This window comes from Stenotrophomonas africana, assembly GCF_013004645.1.
Lineage (GTDB): Bacteria > Pseudomonadota > Gammaproteobacteria > Xanthomonadales > Xanthomonadaceae > Stenotrophomonas > Stenotrophomonas africana.
This window is the reverse complement of sequence record NZ_JABEME010000004.1, coordinates 94,608-107,937: the sequence shown is the minus strand read 5'-3', so window position 1 is coordinate 107,937 and position 13,330 is coordinate 94,608. Positions and strand designations below refer to the sequence as shown.

17 protein-coding genes are annotated in these 13,330 nt (G+C 67.2%); 9 read left to right on the top strand and 8 right to left on the bottom strand.

Annotation, left to right across the window (positions count from 1 at the left end; all coding sequences use genetic code 11):
- The first annotated feature begins 202 nt into the window (after nucleotides 1-202).
- Nucleotides 203-766 (top strand): DUF3016 domain-containing protein, encoded by a 564-nt coding sequence (locus HLA98_RS09140; RefSeq protein WP_049445936.1) that lies wholly within the window; start codon nucleotides 203-205, stop codon nucleotides 764-766.
- 281 nt (nucleotides 767-1,047) lie between these two features.
- On the opposite strand, the gene alr is transcribed toward HLA98_RS09140, so the two are convergent.
- Together alr and HLA98_RS09130 are read right to left on the bottom strand one after the other, a co-directional pair.
- Complete coding sequence (gene alr / locus HLA98_RS09135; protein ID WP_057501664.1) at nucleotides 1,048-2,115, bottom strand: alanine racemase; 1,068 nt, start codon at nucleotides 2,113-2,115, stop codon at nucleotides 1,048-1,050.
- The gene (locus tag HLA98_RS09130; RefSeq protein ID WP_005412127.1) at nucleotides 2,094-3,398 is read right to left on the bottom strand and encodes a D-amino acid dehydrogenase; all 1,305 of its coding nucleotides are present in this window, start codon (nucleotides 3,396-3,398) and stop codon (nucleotides 2,094-2,096) included. Before HLA98_RS09130 ends, alr begins: the two co-directional genes overlap by 22 nt.
- Nucleotides 3,399-3,547: 149 nt before the next feature.
- On the opposite strand from HLA98_RS09130, the gene HLA98_RS09125 reads away from it, so the two are divergent.
- Nucleotides 3,548-4,027 (top strand): Lrp/AsnC ligand binding domain-containing protein, encoded by a 480-nt coding sequence (locus HLA98_RS09125; protein ID WP_019660918.1) that lies wholly within the window; start codon nucleotides 3,548-3,550, stop codon nucleotides 4,025-4,027.
- A 55-nt stretch (nucleotides 4,028-4,082) separates the two neighbouring features.
- Here the strand turns inward: HLA98_RS09125 and HLA98_RS09120 are convergent, their stop codons facing one another.
- Together HLA98_RS09120 and HLA98_RS09115 are read right to left on the bottom strand one after the other, a co-directional pair.
- Nucleotides 4,083-4,265 (bottom strand): hypothetical protein, encoded by a 183-nt coding sequence (locus HLA98_RS09120; RefSeq protein WP_057501663.1) that lies wholly within the window; start codon nucleotides 4,263-4,265, stop codon nucleotides 4,083-4,085.
- Nucleotides 4,266-4,409: 144 nt separating this feature from the next.
- Nucleotides 4,410-4,784: a hypothetical protein gene (locus tag HLA98_RS09115; RefSeq protein ID WP_057501662.1), complete on the bottom strand. Its 375-nt coding sequence runs from the start codon at nucleotides 4,782-4,784 to the stop codon at nucleotides 4,410-4,412.
- 140 nt (nucleotides 4,785-4,924) lie between these two features.
- Here HLA98_RS09115 and msrB point away from each other — a divergent pair, with 140 nt between their 5' ends.
- The 5 genes from msrB to HLA98_RS09090 all read left to right on the top strand — a co-directional run bounded on the left by msrB (nucleotide 4,925) and on the right by HLA98_RS09090 (nucleotide 8,153).
- Complete coding sequence (gene msrB, locus HLA98_RS09110) at nucleotides 4,925-5,392, top strand: peptide-methionine (R)-S-oxide reductase MsrB (RefSeq protein ID WP_005412124.1); 468 nt, start codon at nucleotides 4,925-4,927, stop codon at nucleotides 5,390-5,392.
- Nucleotides 5,393-5,483: 91 nt separating this feature from the next.
- Nucleotides 5,484-6,338 carry a flagellar motor stator protein MotA gene (motA, locus tag HLA98_RS09105; RefSeq protein ID WP_005407915.1) on the top strand — a complete coding sequence of 285 codons (855 nt, stop codon included), beginning with the start codon at nucleotides 5,484-5,486 and terminating at the stop codon, nucleotides 6,336-6,338.
- A gap of 3 nt (nucleotides 6,339-6,341) precedes the next feature.
- On the top strand, nucleotides 6,342-7,280 hold the full coding sequence (motB, locus tag HLA98_RS09100; protein ID WP_057501661.1) for a flagellar motor protein MotB: 939 nt from the start codon (nucleotides 6,342-6,344) through the stop codon (nucleotides 7,278-7,280).
- Nucleotides 7,281-7,375: 95 nt separating this feature from the next.
- Nucleotides 7,376-7,864: a hypothetical protein gene (locus HLA98_RS09095; RefSeq protein ID WP_049408290.1), complete on the top strand. Its 489-nt coding sequence runs from the start codon at nucleotides 7,376-7,378 to the stop codon at nucleotides 7,862-7,864.
- Between the two features lie 13 nt (nucleotides 7,865-7,877).
- A complete protein-coding gene (locus tag HLA98_RS09090) occupies nucleotides 7,878-8,153 on the top strand; it encodes a DUF4031 domain-containing protein (RefSeq protein WP_057501660.1) in 276 nt (91 codons plus the stop codon).
- Between the two features lie 219 nt (nucleotides 8,154-8,372).
- Here HLA98_RS09090 and HLA98_RS09085 read toward each other — a convergent pair whose 3' ends face one another.
- Entirely contained in the window at nucleotides 8,373-8,915 is a 543-nt protein-coding gene (locus tag HLA98_RS09085; RefSeq protein WP_005407911.1) for a DUF6630 family protein, read from the bottom strand.
- A 90-nt stretch (nucleotides 8,916-9,005) separates the two neighbouring features.
- Here HLA98_RS09085 and HLA98_RS09080 point away from each other — a divergent pair, with 90 nt between their 5' ends.
- Nucleotides 9,006-9,254 carry a DUF3297 family protein gene (locus HLA98_RS09080; protein WP_005415112.1) on the top strand — a complete coding sequence of 83 codons (249 nt, stop codon included), beginning with the start codon at nucleotides 9,006-9,008 and terminating at the stop codon, nucleotides 9,252-9,254.
- A gap of 99 nt (nucleotides 9,255-9,353) precedes the next feature.
- Here the strand turns inward: HLA98_RS09080 and HLA98_RS09075 are convergent, their stop codons facing one another.
- The 3 genes from HLA98_RS09075 to HLA98_RS09065 all read right to left on the bottom strand — a co-directional run bounded on the left by HLA98_RS09075 (nucleotide 9,354) and on the right by HLA98_RS09065 (nucleotide 12,351).
- On the bottom strand, nucleotides 9,354-11,003 hold the full coding sequence (locus HLA98_RS09075; protein ID WP_057501659.1) for a Na+/H+ antiporter: 1,650 nt from the start codon (nucleotides 11,001-11,003) through the stop codon (nucleotides 9,354-9,356).
- Nucleotides 11,004-11,120: 117 nt separating this feature from the next.
- Nucleotides 11,121-11,909 carry a dioxygenase family protein gene (locus HLA98_RS09070; RefSeq protein ID WP_049443501.1) on the bottom strand — a complete coding sequence of 263 codons (789 nt, stop codon included), beginning with the start codon at nucleotides 11,907-11,909 and terminating at the stop codon, nucleotides 11,121-11,123.
- Nucleotides 11,910-11,940: 31 nt separating this feature from the next.
- Nucleotides 11,941-12,351 (bottom strand): DoxX family protein, encoded by a 411-nt coding sequence (locus HLA98_RS09065; RefSeq protein ID WP_057501658.1) that lies wholly within the window; start codon nucleotides 12,349-12,351, stop codon nucleotides 11,941-11,943.
- Nucleotides 12,352-12,447: 96 nt separating this feature from the next.
- Between HLA98_RS09065 and HLA98_RS09060 the strand changes: the two genes are divergently transcribed.
- On the top strand, nucleotides 12,448-13,329 hold the full coding sequence (locus tag HLA98_RS09060; protein WP_049443505.1) for a LysR family transcriptional regulator: 882 nt from the start codon (nucleotides 12,448-12,450) through the stop codon (nucleotides 13,327-13,329).
- Nucleotide 13,330 lies beyond the last annotated feature (1 nt).

Below are 13,330 nucleotides of genomic sequence, written 5' to 3'. Positions count from 1 at the left end.
CTATGCAGGCCGGATTGGAAGCACAGCATCTTCCAAAGCGCGTATTCACAGCGTCAAGCGACATCAGTCATGGTTGACGTCGATGAATTGGCGGCAACCACCCTTGCGCGCGACGCAATCGGCCATTGCGGCGATCCGGCCACAGGATCACACTCGATCTGTGATCAACATCGTCCCCAACTCGGGGACGCAGGAGACCGTCATGAAACGCTCACTCGCGATTGCCCTGCTGGCAGGCGCCTTGGTGGCGGGCGGCGCCAGCGCTGCACCGCGCACCGTAACCGATGCGGACGCGCCGCGCGCATTGCAGGCCGATGGCCCGGTCAGCGTGAAATGGGAGGATCCGGCCAAATTCACCGAGATCCGCCAGAGCACCAACCGCTTCGAAGCCGAACGCGGTGACTGGGTACAGCAGCTGGCCCGCTACCTGCAGACCACCGCTGCCAAGCCGCTGCAGCCTGGGCAGACCCTCGATGTGACCCTGGTGGACATCAAGCGTGCCGGTGACTACGAGCCGTGGCACGGCCCACGTGGCCGCGACATCCGGATCATGCGCGACATCTACCCGCCGCGGATCAGCCTGCAGTACACGTTGAAGGACGCCAGCGGCCGTATCGTCAGCGAGGGCGATGCGCGCCTCAGCGATACCGGTTACCTGCACAACCTGGGGCTGAGGAGCGACAGCGATCCGCTGCGCTACGAGAAGCGCCTGATCGATGACTGGGTGAAGCGCCAGCTGGCCAGCCAGGCGACCGCCGCGCGTTAGGCCCCCGGTAGGTGTCGACCTTGGTCGACACGCATTCACGGTGCCGACCAAGGTCGGCCGCTACCAGAGCCGCGCATGGCGACCGCTGCGTGCCAAGCCCCCGGTAGGTGTCGACCTTGGTCGACACGCATTACACGGCGCCGACCAAGGTCGGCCGCTACGAGAGCCGCGCATGGCGACCGCTGCTTGCCATGCCCCCGGTAGGTGTCGACCTTGGTCGACACGCATTCACGGTGCCGACCAAGGTCGGCCGCTGACCGGAGCCGAGCGTGGGCTCGGCGCTACACGTACACCTTCGCCACGCGCTTGACCGCGCACGGCAGCTGGTACGCGCTCACGCCACAGCGCGGCGCCAGCTCGGACAGCGTCGGTGCGCTGCCCCACAGTTCCACCACGCTGCCGATGCCGGCCTGCGCATGCGCGGTCAGGTCCACCGTCAGCATGTCCATCGACACGCGCCCGATCAGCGCACCGGGCTGGCCGTCGATCAGCACCGGGGTGCCATTCGGGGCGAACTGCGGATAACCGTCGGCATAGCCGAGTGCGACCACACCCACGCGGGTGCGCGCCTTGGCCACGAAGCGGGCGCCATAGCCCACCGGCTCACCCGCCTCGATCCAGCGTTCGGCGATCACCTTTGACTGCATCGTCATCACCGGGCGCAGGCGCCCGGTCAGTGCCGTGTTGTCCGGCAGCGGGTTTGCGCCATACAGCATCAGGCCCGGGCGCACCCAGTCGCTGCGCACGTCCGGCCAGCCCAGCAGCGCCGGCGAGTTGCACACGCTGGTCTCGCCGTGCAGGCCCTCGATGGCCCGCGCGAAGGTCGCCGCCTGTTGGTGGGTGCGTTCGCTGTCCAGCTCGTCAGCGCGCGCCAGGTGGGTCATCAGCACGATGCGCTCGACCTGCGGCAGCGCCGACAGGCGTGCATGCGCGGCACGGAAGCTGTCCGCGTCCAGGCCGAGGCGATGCATGCCGCTGTCCAGCTTCAGCCACACCGTCAACGGGCGCGGGCTGTCGAAGGCGGCGACGGCCTCCAGCTGCCACGGCGAACCCACGGCGAACCAGAAATCATGCTCGGCCACCAGCGCCATGTCGCTGGGTTCGAAGATGCCTTCCAGCAGCAGGATCGGCGCACGGATGCCGACCTGGCGCAGTTCCAGCGCCTCTTCGATGGTGGCCACGCCGAAACCATCGGCCTCGCCTTCCAGCGCCTGCGCACAGCGCACCGCGCCATGCCCATAGGCGTCGGCCTTGATGATCGCCAGAGCCTTGCCACCGCCCAGTTCACGGGCGAGTCGGTAATTGCTGCGCAGGGCGCCCAGATCGATCAGCGCGCGGGCAGGACGCATGTGCGGTTCTCTTGTTGCGGCGCGTGACCGTACTGGCCGTAGCGGAAAATATCCAGGCCTTCGGTGCTGATCTGCGGCTGGCGCGCGCTCATCAGGTCGGCCAGGTAGCGGCCCGAGCCGCACGCCATGGTCCAGCCCAGCGTGCCGTGGCCGGTGTTGAGGTACAGATTGCGGAACGGCGTGGCGCCGATCACCGGCGTACCGTCCGGCGTGGCCGGGCGCAGGCCGGTCCAGAACTGCGCACGCGACAGGTCACCGCCCTTCGGGTAGAGGTCGCTGACCACCAGCTCCAGGGTTTCACGGCGGCGCTGCGACAGCGACAGGTCGAAGCCGGCCACTTCGGCCATGCCACCGACACGGATGCGGTCGTCGAAACGGGTGACCGCCACCTTGTAGCTCTCATCGAGGATGGTCGAGGTCGGTGCCATCGCCGGATCGGTGATCGGCAGGGTCAGCGAGTAGCCCTTCAGCGGGTACACCGGCAGGCGCATGCCCAATGGTGCGACCAGCGCCGGCGAATAGCTGCCGAGCGCGACCACGAAGCGGTCGGCGGTTTCCAGCTTGCCGTCGATGCGCACGCCGGTGATGCGGTCGCCATCGAACTCCAGGCCGGTGATGTCCTGGTCGAAGCGGAACTCGACACCGGCATCCACGCACATCTGCGCCAGGCGGCGGGTGAACAGCTGGCAGTCGCCGGTCTGGTCACGCGGCAGGCGCAGCGCGCCGACCAGGCCATCGACATGGGCCAGGGCCGGTTCGGCCTGGATGATGCCGGCGCGGTCCAGCACCTCGTACGGCACGCCGTACTGGGCCAGGATCTCGATGTCCTGCGCCGAGGCATCCAGCTGCTGCTGGGTGCGGAACAACTGGGTGGTGCCCAGGTCGCGGCCTTCGAATTCGATGCCGATCTGCGCACGCAGCTCGTTCAGGCAGTCCCGGCTGTATTCGGACATGCGCACCATGCGCGCCTTGTTGATCGCGTAGCGCTCATGGGTACAGTTGCGCAGCATCTGCCACAGCCAACGGTACTGGGCCAGGTCCATGCCCGGCTTGATCGCCAGCGGTGCGTGCTTCTCGAACAGCCAGCCGATCGCCTTCTTCGGCACGCCCGGGGCCGCCCACGGCGAGGTGTAGCCGAACGACAGCTGGCCGGCATTGGCGAAGCTGGTTTCCAGCGCCGGTCCGGGTTGGCGGTCGATGACCGTGACTTCAAACCCGGCCTGTCGCAGGTACCAGGCACTGGTGGTGCCGATCACGCCGCTGCCGAGAACTAGGACTCGCATGGGACTTCTCCAACCCGATCATTCCCTGCACTGGAGCGTGCCGGGACCATAATTGGGGAAGTATAGACAGCCATTCCCAGTTGATTTGCCTGTTTTGAAATCAACCGGCAGGATGTTCTCCTGCAATTCATTCCCCAAGGTTGACGGCCATGGCCACCCGTATCCGCGAACTGGACAAGATCGACCGCAAGATCCTGCGCATCCTGCAGGCCGAGGGCCGTATTTCCTTTACCGAGCTGGGCGAGCGGGTCGGCCTGTCGACCACGCCGTGCACTGAGCGCGTGCGTCGATTGGAGCGCGAAGGGGTTATCACCGGCTACCACGCCCACCTCGACCCGGCTGCGGTGAAGGCCAGCCTGCTGGTATTCGTCGAGATCAGCCTGGCCTACAAGTCCGGCGACATCTTCGAGGAGTTCCGGCGCGCGGCGCTGAAGCTGCCCAACGTACTGGAGTGCCACCTGGTCTCGGGCGACTTTGATTACCTGCTGAAGGCGCGGATCAGTGAAATGGCCTCCTACCGCAAGCTGCTCGGCAGCACCTTGCTGACGCTGCCGCATGTACGTGAGTCGAAGAGCTACATCGTGATGGAAGAGGTGAAGGAAACGCTGAGCCTGCCGATTCCGGATTGAGGCGTTCGCAGGATGGGGTCAGAGCCCGCTGCGCGGGATCCGACCCCTGGGTCCGTCAGCGCTGCTGCGGATGCTTCTGCGAGCGCTGTTCCTGCTGCTTGCCGCCCTTGTGCTGCTGCGGCTCCATCTGCTGTTGTTGTTGCTGCTGCTGTTGCTGCGGATTACGGCCCTGCGGTTCCTTGCCGGGATGACGGTTCTGCTGGTTTTTCATGATCGCGATCCAGTGGACGAAGGACATGCGGCGGCGGAATGCCGACGCAGGGCCACGGTGGTCCCGGAACGGTTAATCGCAGGCGAAAAAGCAGTGATCTCCAGGAGGCTGTTTTCGTGCGTTCAGTCCGCACAGCGTGCGGTCGCTGCCCACCCGGGTTGGCACCAGTAGTCAGCGCTTGATCTGCTGGCCGTCACCGGCCGGCACGCTGTCGTAATAACGGCCGGTACGCGAGTCGAATACGCGGTTCGGGCCGGCCGGGCGCACGCCAGGCACGATGCGGCCATTACGGTCATAGACCTTGTCGGCCGGCTTCGGTACCGGCGCCGGCGCGATCCGGGCGGGGCCGGTGGACTTGATCGGCTGCGCCGGCTGCGGCGAGGGCAGCACCTGCGGCTGCGGGCGGGCAGCCTGTGGTGGCGGTACCACCGGTTGCGGTGCCACGGTGGTGGCACTGCGGGTGGCGGTCGGGTCGGCGGTGGGCACCTGCGCCAACGCCAGCGTGGGCAACAGGGCCATCAACAACAGGGACAGGGTCGGTTTCATGTCACGCTCCGGCGTGGTTCGCATTCACCTTGCGCCTGCACCTGTGTGCCGGCCATGAACGGCCATCACACTTGCAAGCACGCGCTGGCACCCCTACGTTTTCCGGCATCCCCAGGCCATCGACCCCACGGAGCGCCGCCATGACCGCCTTCGACCTGACGCCCCCCACCGCCACCCAGACCGAGGCGCTGGTTGCCGGTCTCAGCAGCGAGGAACGCCGCGTGCTGCTGCAGCACGGCACCGAGGCGCCGTTCTGCGGCGTATTCCTCGACAACAAGCGCGAGGGCGTCTACTGCTGCCGTCTGTGCGCACTGCCGCTGTTCCGCTCCAGCACCAAGTTCGATTCCGGCACCGGCTGGCCCAGCTTCTTCGCCCCCTTCGACCCGGCGCACGTGCGCGAGATCCGCGATACCAGCCACGGCATGGTCCGCACCGAGATCACCTGCGCGCGCTGCGGCAGCCACTTGGGCCACGTGTTTCCGGACGGTCCGCCGCCCACCTACGAGCGCCACTGCCTGAACTCCGTCTCACTTTCGTTCACCGGCAATGGCGAGCCCTGGCCCGACCCGTTGCAGCGTGGCGGCGCCGAAAGCGGCGTGGCGGGCTGAGACACCCCGCTGACCGATTTCACAGAATTCCCTCTTCAGAAAACCAGGCGACGGGCCGACAAGGAGATATCCCCTCTCCTTGCGTCGCCCCATGCTCATCATCGTTGGATTCCTGGTCGTCATCATCAGCGTGATCGGGGGCTATCTCGGTGCCCACGGCCGCCTGGGTGCCCTCTGGCAGCCCTACGAGCTGGTCATCATCGGCGGCGCCGCGCTCGGCGCCTTCCTGGTCGGTACCCCGGCCAAGACGGTCAAGCAGACCCTGCAGGCCATGGTCGGCGTGTTCAAGGGCCCGCGCTACAAGCAGCAGGACTATATCGACGTCCTCAGCCTGCTCTATGAACTGCTCAACAAGGCCCGCCGCGAAGGCTTCATGGCGCTGGAAGACCATGTCGAGCGGCCGGCCGAGAGCGCGCTGTTCGGCAACTACCCCAAGGTGCAGGCCGACCACCACCTGATCGACTTCATCACCGACTGCCTGCGCCTGATGATCGGCAGCAACATCGAGCCACATGAGCTGGAGCCGCTGCTGGAACTGGAGCTGGAAAAACACCATGCCGAGGCCATGGCACCGTCGCAGGTGCTGACCAAGGTCGCCGACGGGCTGCCCGGTTTCGGCATCGTCGCTGCAGTGCTGGGCATCGTCATCACCATGGGCTCGATCGGCGGCGACATCGTCGAGGTCGGTGGCCACGTGGCCGGCGCGCTGGTCGGTACTTTCCTGGGCATCCTGCTGGGCTACGGCTTCGTCGGCCCGATGGCGGCCGCGATGGAGGCCCGCGCCGAGCAGGACAGCCGCATCTACGAATCGGTGAAGACCGCCCTGCTGGCCTGCCTGCGCGGCTACAACCCGAAGATCGCGCTGGAATTCGCCCGCAAGACGCTGCCGTCGAACGTGCGTCCGGCCTTCTCCGATTTCGAGCAGCATCTGAAGACGGTCAAGTAAGCCATGGCCGAGACCAAGCCCACCGTCATCGTCCGTCGGGTCAAGAAGGCCGGGCACGCCGCCCATCACGGTGGTTCGTGGAAGGTGGCCTATGCCGACTTCGTGACCGCGATGATGGCGTTCTTCCTGGTGCTGTGGCTGATGGCCACCACCAACAAGAACGACCGGGCGGCCATTTCCGAGTACTTCCGCAACCCCAGCCCGCTGAGCGGACAGAACGCCACACCGGCGCCCGGCATGGCCGGCCCGGGCGGCGCCAGCACCTCGATGATCAAACTCGGCGGTGCCACCGACATCTCGCGGGGCAGCAGCAACGATCCCTTCCAGAACCAGAAGGAAGCGGTGCCGCAGCCGGTCGACCAGCAGCAGCGCGACAAGCAGCAGCTGGAAGCACTGATGAAGGAACTGCAGGAGGCGATCAGCAAGAGCCAGGCACTGGAGCCCTTCAAGGACCAGCTGCTGCTGGACCTGACCCCGGAAGGCCTGCGCATCCAGATCGTGGACAAGCAGAACCGGCCGATGTTCGACCTCGGCAGCGCCACGCTGAAGCCGTATACGCAGCAGATCCTGCACGAGCTGGCCAACTACCTGAACCACGTGCCGAACCGGATCAGCCTGACCGGACACACCGACATCACCGCCTATTCCGCCGCACGCGGCTACGGCAACTGGGAACTGAGCGCCGACCGTGCCAATGCCGCACGGCGCGCACTGGTGGACGGCGGGCTGGAGGACAGCAAGATCACCCGCGTGGTCGGCCTGTCTTCGTCGGTGCTGTTCGACAAGGCCGACCCGCAGAACCCGATCAACCGCCGCATCAGCATCGTGGTGATGACCCAGGCTGCCGAGGCCGCTGCACTGGCCGGCGCCGGCCCGCAGGTGGGGCTGTCGGCGCCCACCGCCGACCCGGACGTGCAGGCCGCGCAGGGCGAGGCAAAGTAGACGGTGGGTGCGGACCTTGGTCCGCACCCACCAGGGGCATCCCCCGGCGCACCCGCTACAATGGCGGTCTTTCCGTTTCCAGGTGATCCCACCCCATGTCCCAGAACTCCAAGGCCAAGCGCGACAAGCGCAAGAAGCAGCAGGCCAAGCGCCCGTTCCTGCGCCTGAACGCACAGCAGCAGGTGCAGAACCATGCCGTGCTGACCAACGAAGACGGCCAGGTGGTCGCGGCCATCGGCCTGCAGGGCCGTGAGTGGCTGCTGGCGATCGGCGGCCAGACCATGGGCAACGCCGAGAACCCGGTGCCGATGCTGGCCATGCTCAAGCACCTGGCCAACGTGCAGGAGAAGGAAGGCCGCAAGGTCAACCTGGAGTACTCCGAACTGCTGCAGAAGCTGCTGGACACCCTGGCGGCCGAATCCGAGCAGACCGCTGACGAATACCTGGACAAGCTGGTTGCCGAGTTCGAAGGCGTCGACGCTGCTGAAGGCGAAGAAGGCGAAGCCGTCGAAGGCGACGCGGCCGAAGAAGCCGCTGCCGAGGCCGCCCCGGCCGCTGACAGCGACAGCAAGCCGCAGGCCTGAACCGGCCGCGGCGGTGACGGTCTACGTCGATGACGCGGTGCATCCCTGGCGCGGACAGCGCTGGGCGCACCTGATGGCCGACACCCTGGCCGAGCTGCACGCGATGGCGGCGCAGCTCGGCATTCCCCCGCGGGCCTTCCAGAACAAGGCCAGCGGTGCTCACTACGACGTCACTGCCGAGCTGCGCGCACAGGCAATAGCGCTCGGTGCGCGGGCGATTTCCCGGCACACCGACCGTGACCTGGTCAAATCGGTGATTGCCAACGCCAGGGCGCAGTACCGGCCGTAGGCCACGTCGCGGGTTCGCCGGACACCAACCGGCACCGACAGGGTAGAGTCGACTGTTAGTCGACTGCTCTCCCATCCGGCCGCGAGAACCCCGCGCTGCGCGCGATAGTCGACTAACAGTCGACTCTACCCGGTCGGGTCGTCCCCAGCGGATCACCCCGTCAGGCCGCACCCAGCAGATCGTCCCCGCCGGGTCGTGCCCGGCGGATCGGCCCATCGCTCAGAACGGGTCGCTGCCCAGCCTGATTTCGACGTTCAGCAGCGAGCACAGCGCCAGCATCGCGTCATCGTCGCGGGTCAGCGCCATCACGCCGGTGAAACCGTCGCTGCCGGCATCCACGCTCCACAGCGTGTAGTTGTGCTCGCGCAGGCGGTCGAAGGCGGTGGACATCAGCTGCACGCCGTCCAGGTCTTCGGCGAAGTCCTCGTCATCCAGGTCGCCGCCCCAGTCCAGCTGCAGGTTGAAGCGCGCCGACAGCTCGTTCACCGCCGACTGCAGCGATTCCAGGTCATCACGTTCCACCTCGAAACCGGACTGCCAGGCGATGGCCGTGAACAGGGCCGGCAGCCAGTCGCTGTCAGCCTCCAGCGGCTGCCCGTCCTCGGCCAGGTGCTCGCGCCAGCGGTTGAACTGCTGCAGGGCCAGCTCTTCGTCGCCCGGGTTGATCAGTACCAGCAGGTTCCAGACCCGCGCCTCGAAGCCGTCTTCGTCGAAGTCGTGGATGTCTTCCTCGAAGTCGAAATAGTCGCTGTTGTCAGGCATGGCGGAACGTCCTCTGGGGCAGGCGGGCATTCTACGGTTTATCCTGTGCCGCTGAAGCCGGCCTTGGTGGCCGTCACTGTGAATGAAGCGATGAGCGATACCCCTCCCGACCATCTGGCGATCAACCCGGCCAGCCCCTTCCATGATGCGCAGGCGCTGGAGCGCGGCGTCGGCGTGCGTTTCAACGACGTCGAGCGCGACAACGTCGAGGAATACTCGGTCAGCGAAGGCTGGATCCGCGTGCAGGCCGGCAAGGCCCGCGACCGCCGCGGCAACCCGATGACCATCAAGGTCAAGGGCAAGGTCGAGGTGTATTTCCTGGACCAGAAGCCGGAATAAGCACGGCTTCCGGATCCTGGGGTCAGATCCCTTTCCTGCGGAAAGGGATCTGACCCCGATCAACGCGGACCAAGGTCCGCACCCACCCGGGGTACACGGTCATTCGCGCTTGCGCGATTCCAGCAGGTCCAGGTTGCGGATCAGGCGCCGCGAGATCTCATCGGAGATCACCCCGCGCCGGGTCAACCGGAACAGCTCCTCGCGCTCGGCATTGAGGCCGGCGCTGCGCAGCTGGCGGTAGCCCATTTCCATGCGCCGTACCTTCTCCGGGTCCACGTCGGGCCCATCACTGTCGCGCTCCAGGTGGCGCTGGTAGAGCAGGCTCACCCGCGAGGCGGCGTCGTTGTAGAGCTGCACGTTCTCGGTGTTCTGGTTCATCACCAGCTGCTGGCGCATGCGTTCGACCCCGGCCAGTGCGGCCTTCGATGACAGCCGGCGCGCCAGATCCTCTTCCTTGCGTTCACCCGAGTCGGACGGCAGCTGCAGGCCCTTCAACAGCCGCGGCAGCGCGATGCTGGCGCCCAGCAGCGAGAACAGGATGACCGACGCGGCCAGGAAGATCACCAGGTCACGCGCCGGGAACGCACTGCCATCGGGCAGGAACAGCGGCAGGGTCAACACACCAGCCAGGGTGATCGCACCGCGCACGCCGGCCACCGAGGTCGCCACCACGATGCGCCAGTTGGGTGCCTCGCCCCGCTCCAGGCCGCGACGGCGCGCGCGCAGCAGGTTCCAGCGCAGCGACAACCACACCCAGAGCAGGCGCAGTACGACCAGTGCCAGATTGATCACAACCACATACACCAGCAGCCACCACGCACTCTGGTGGCCGCTCTCGTTCATGGTGGTGGTGGCGCGTTCGACGATGCCCGGCAGCTGCTCGCCCAGCAGCACGAACATGATGCCGTTGAAGCTGAACTGCAGCATGTTCCAGACCCCGGCGCGCTGCACACGCATGCTGCCGGAGACGCGGCCGGTCAGCTCGACATAGCTCATCGCGATACCGGCGGCGACCGCAGCCAGAATGCCCGAGGCATGGATCTCTTCGGCCAGCAGGTAGGCCGCGAACGGAATGAGCAGGTTGACCAGCATCGCCGCGCCCGGCTCTTCGCCGAAGCGGCGCCACAGCCAGCGCTGGAACGTGGACACACCCAGGGTCACCGCCACGCCTACCGCCAATCCCGCCACCGCCACCCACACGAAGGTCAGCGAGGCCGTGGCCAGCGAGAAGGTCCCTGTCATCACCGCCGCCACTGCGAAGCGGAAGCAGACCAGGCCGGACGCATCGTTCAGCAGCGACTCGCCCTCGAGGATGTGCATCAGGCGCTTGGGAATCGGCGCCTTGGACGCGATCGCACCCACTGCCACCGGATCGGTCGGTGACACGATCGCGGCCAGCGCGAAGCACACCGCCAGCGGCATCACCGGAATCAGCCAGTGGATCAGGAAGCCGGCGCCGATGACGGTGAACACCACCAGGCCGAAGGCCAGCTCGAGGATCGCGCCCTTGTCGCGGAACAGGCCCTGCTTGGGAATGCGCCAGCCATCCAGGAACAGCAGCGGCGGCAGGAACAGCAGGAAGAACACCTCCGGCTCCAGCGCGTGGCCGCGGTTGAACACCCCGGCGATGACCGCGCCCAGGCCGATCTGCACCAGCGGCAGCGGCAACGAAAACGGCAGGACGCGAACCAGGTAGCCGCTGGCGACAACGGCCACCAGCATCGCCAGGACGACTTCAATGGTATGCATGCTTCTTCCAGGAAGCGGCGCGCGGGGAGGCTTGAAGGCCAGCGCCGGAAACCCGGAAAAAACTACCACATGCGGCCACGACCGCGACGGCCGGGGCCGTCGCGCGTCAGCCCCGGCTCATGCCCCGTCGAAGCGGTACAGGTCCATGGCCAGGAAGCCAGCGTCGATGCCGGCATCGATGCGACGCGCACCGAAGCCGCCCTCGCCCGCCGCGCCCATCGCGAAGAACAGCGGCAGCAGGTGCTCGTCGGTCGGGTGCGCACGTTCGGCGAACGGCGCCTGCCGGCGGTAATCCAGCAGCGCCTGACGGTCATCAGCGGCCAGGCGCTGCTCTACCCATTCGATGAAGGGCCGCACGTACGGCGCTTCCTTGCCGTCCTGGTAGTCGCCCCAGTCGTGCAGGTTGTGGGTGATGCTGCCGGAGCCGACCAGCAGCACGCCCTGTTCGCGCAGCGGCGCCAGCGCGCGGCCCAGCGCGAACTGATGCTCGGGGCCGAGCAGCGGCTGGATCGACACCGGCACCACCGGGATGTCGGCCTGCGGGCGCAACAGCCGCAGCGGCACCCACGCACCGTGGTCCAGGCCACGCTGCGGGTCGAGCGCCACCGGCAGGCCGGCGGCAGCGATGCGGCCGGCCACCTCTTCGGCCAGCGCCGGGTCACCCGGCGCCGGGTACTGCAGTTCGAACAGCGCGCGCGGGAAGCCGCCGAAATCGTGGATGGTTGGCGGCTGCGGATGCGCCCCGACCAGCGGCTGCCGGCCCAGCCAGTGCGCCGAGGCCATCACGATGGCGCGCGGCGTGGGCAGGTCGCGCGCCAGCTCGGCCAGGCGCACGCCGACCTGGCCCGGATGCAGGGCAGTCATCGGCGAACCATGGGAGATGTACAGCGAAGGCAGGCGGGACATGGAATTCTCCAGTTGCAGGATCAGGCGGCGATCAGCGCGAACGCAGGGTCCACTTGCCGTCGCCAACCAGGAACAGCACCACCAGCGCCAGCGCCCAGAACGCCGGGTATTCCCAGCCGCCGCCAGCATTGGCGAAACCGAAGCCGTTGGCGCCGTGCACGGTGACGATGGTGCCCAGCAGCAGCGGCACGCCGACCAGGCCCACCCAGCGCGCGTAGACGCCCAGCAGCAGCGCGGCAGTGATCACCAGCTCGACGCCGATGGTGACGTAGCCAAGCACGCCGGGCAGCCCCAGCGACTCGAAGAACGCCGCCGTACCGGCCGGGGTGAACACCAGCAGCTTGGTCAGCGCATGGACCAGGAACAGCATGCCCAGGGCCAGGCGCAGCAGGGTGGCGCCATACGGCGCCAGCGGCGAAACAGGAGGGGTCGTGGCGTGCATCGGAAAGCACCTTGAAGGGAATGGGCACAGGTTATTGCGCCTTTACGGGCCGATAAATACGATCGTTTGACCGTATTTATTTCAGAAGGCGCAACAATGGACACCCTCGAGGCGATGCGCGTGTTCGTGGCGGTGGTCGAGCGCAACGGCTTCAGTGCCGCCGCCCAGGCCCTGGACATGTCCACCGCCGGCGTCACCCGCCAGGTCGCCGCACTGGAAAAGCGCCTGTCGACCCGCCTGCTCCACCGCACCACGCGCCGGGTCAGCCCGACCAGTGCCGGCGCCGCCTACTACGCCCAGTGCGTGCGCCTGCTGGCCGAGTTCGACGCACTGGAGGCCAGCATCGGCGCGCAGGCGCTGGAACCCTCGGGCACGCTGCGCATCAACGCACCGGTCAGCTGGGGCATCGCCCGCCTCGGCCCGTTGCTGGCCAGCTACCGCGAACGCTTCCCGCAGGTGGAACTGGACCTGGCCCTGTCCGACCGCCTGGTGGACATGGTCGAGGAAGGCTACGACGTGGCCATCCGCATCACCCGCGAGCCCAGCCCCACGCTGATCGCACGCCGCCTGGGCGAATCGCGGGTGAGCCTGTGCGCCGCGCCGTCCTACCTCGCCGCACACGGCACCCCGCAGACCCCGCAGGACCTGCAGGAACACGCGTGCCTGAGCTACAGCTACTGGGCCGCCGGCAACAACTGGCCGTTGCAGGGACCGGGCGGTGAAGTGAAGGTGGCAGTGAGCAGCCTGCTGCACGCCAACAACGGCGACGTGTTGCGCGAAGCCGCGATCGCCGGCATGGGCGTGATCCTGCAGCCGGACTTCCTGCTGGAAGACGCGCTGGCCGATGGTCGTCTGGTGCGCGTGCTGCCGGAGTGGGAGGCCTCGCCGATCGGCATCTTCGCGGTCTACACCAGCCGCAGCCACCTCGCGCCGAAGGTGCGCAGTTTCATCGACCATCTGGTGGAGGCCGGGGTGTAGC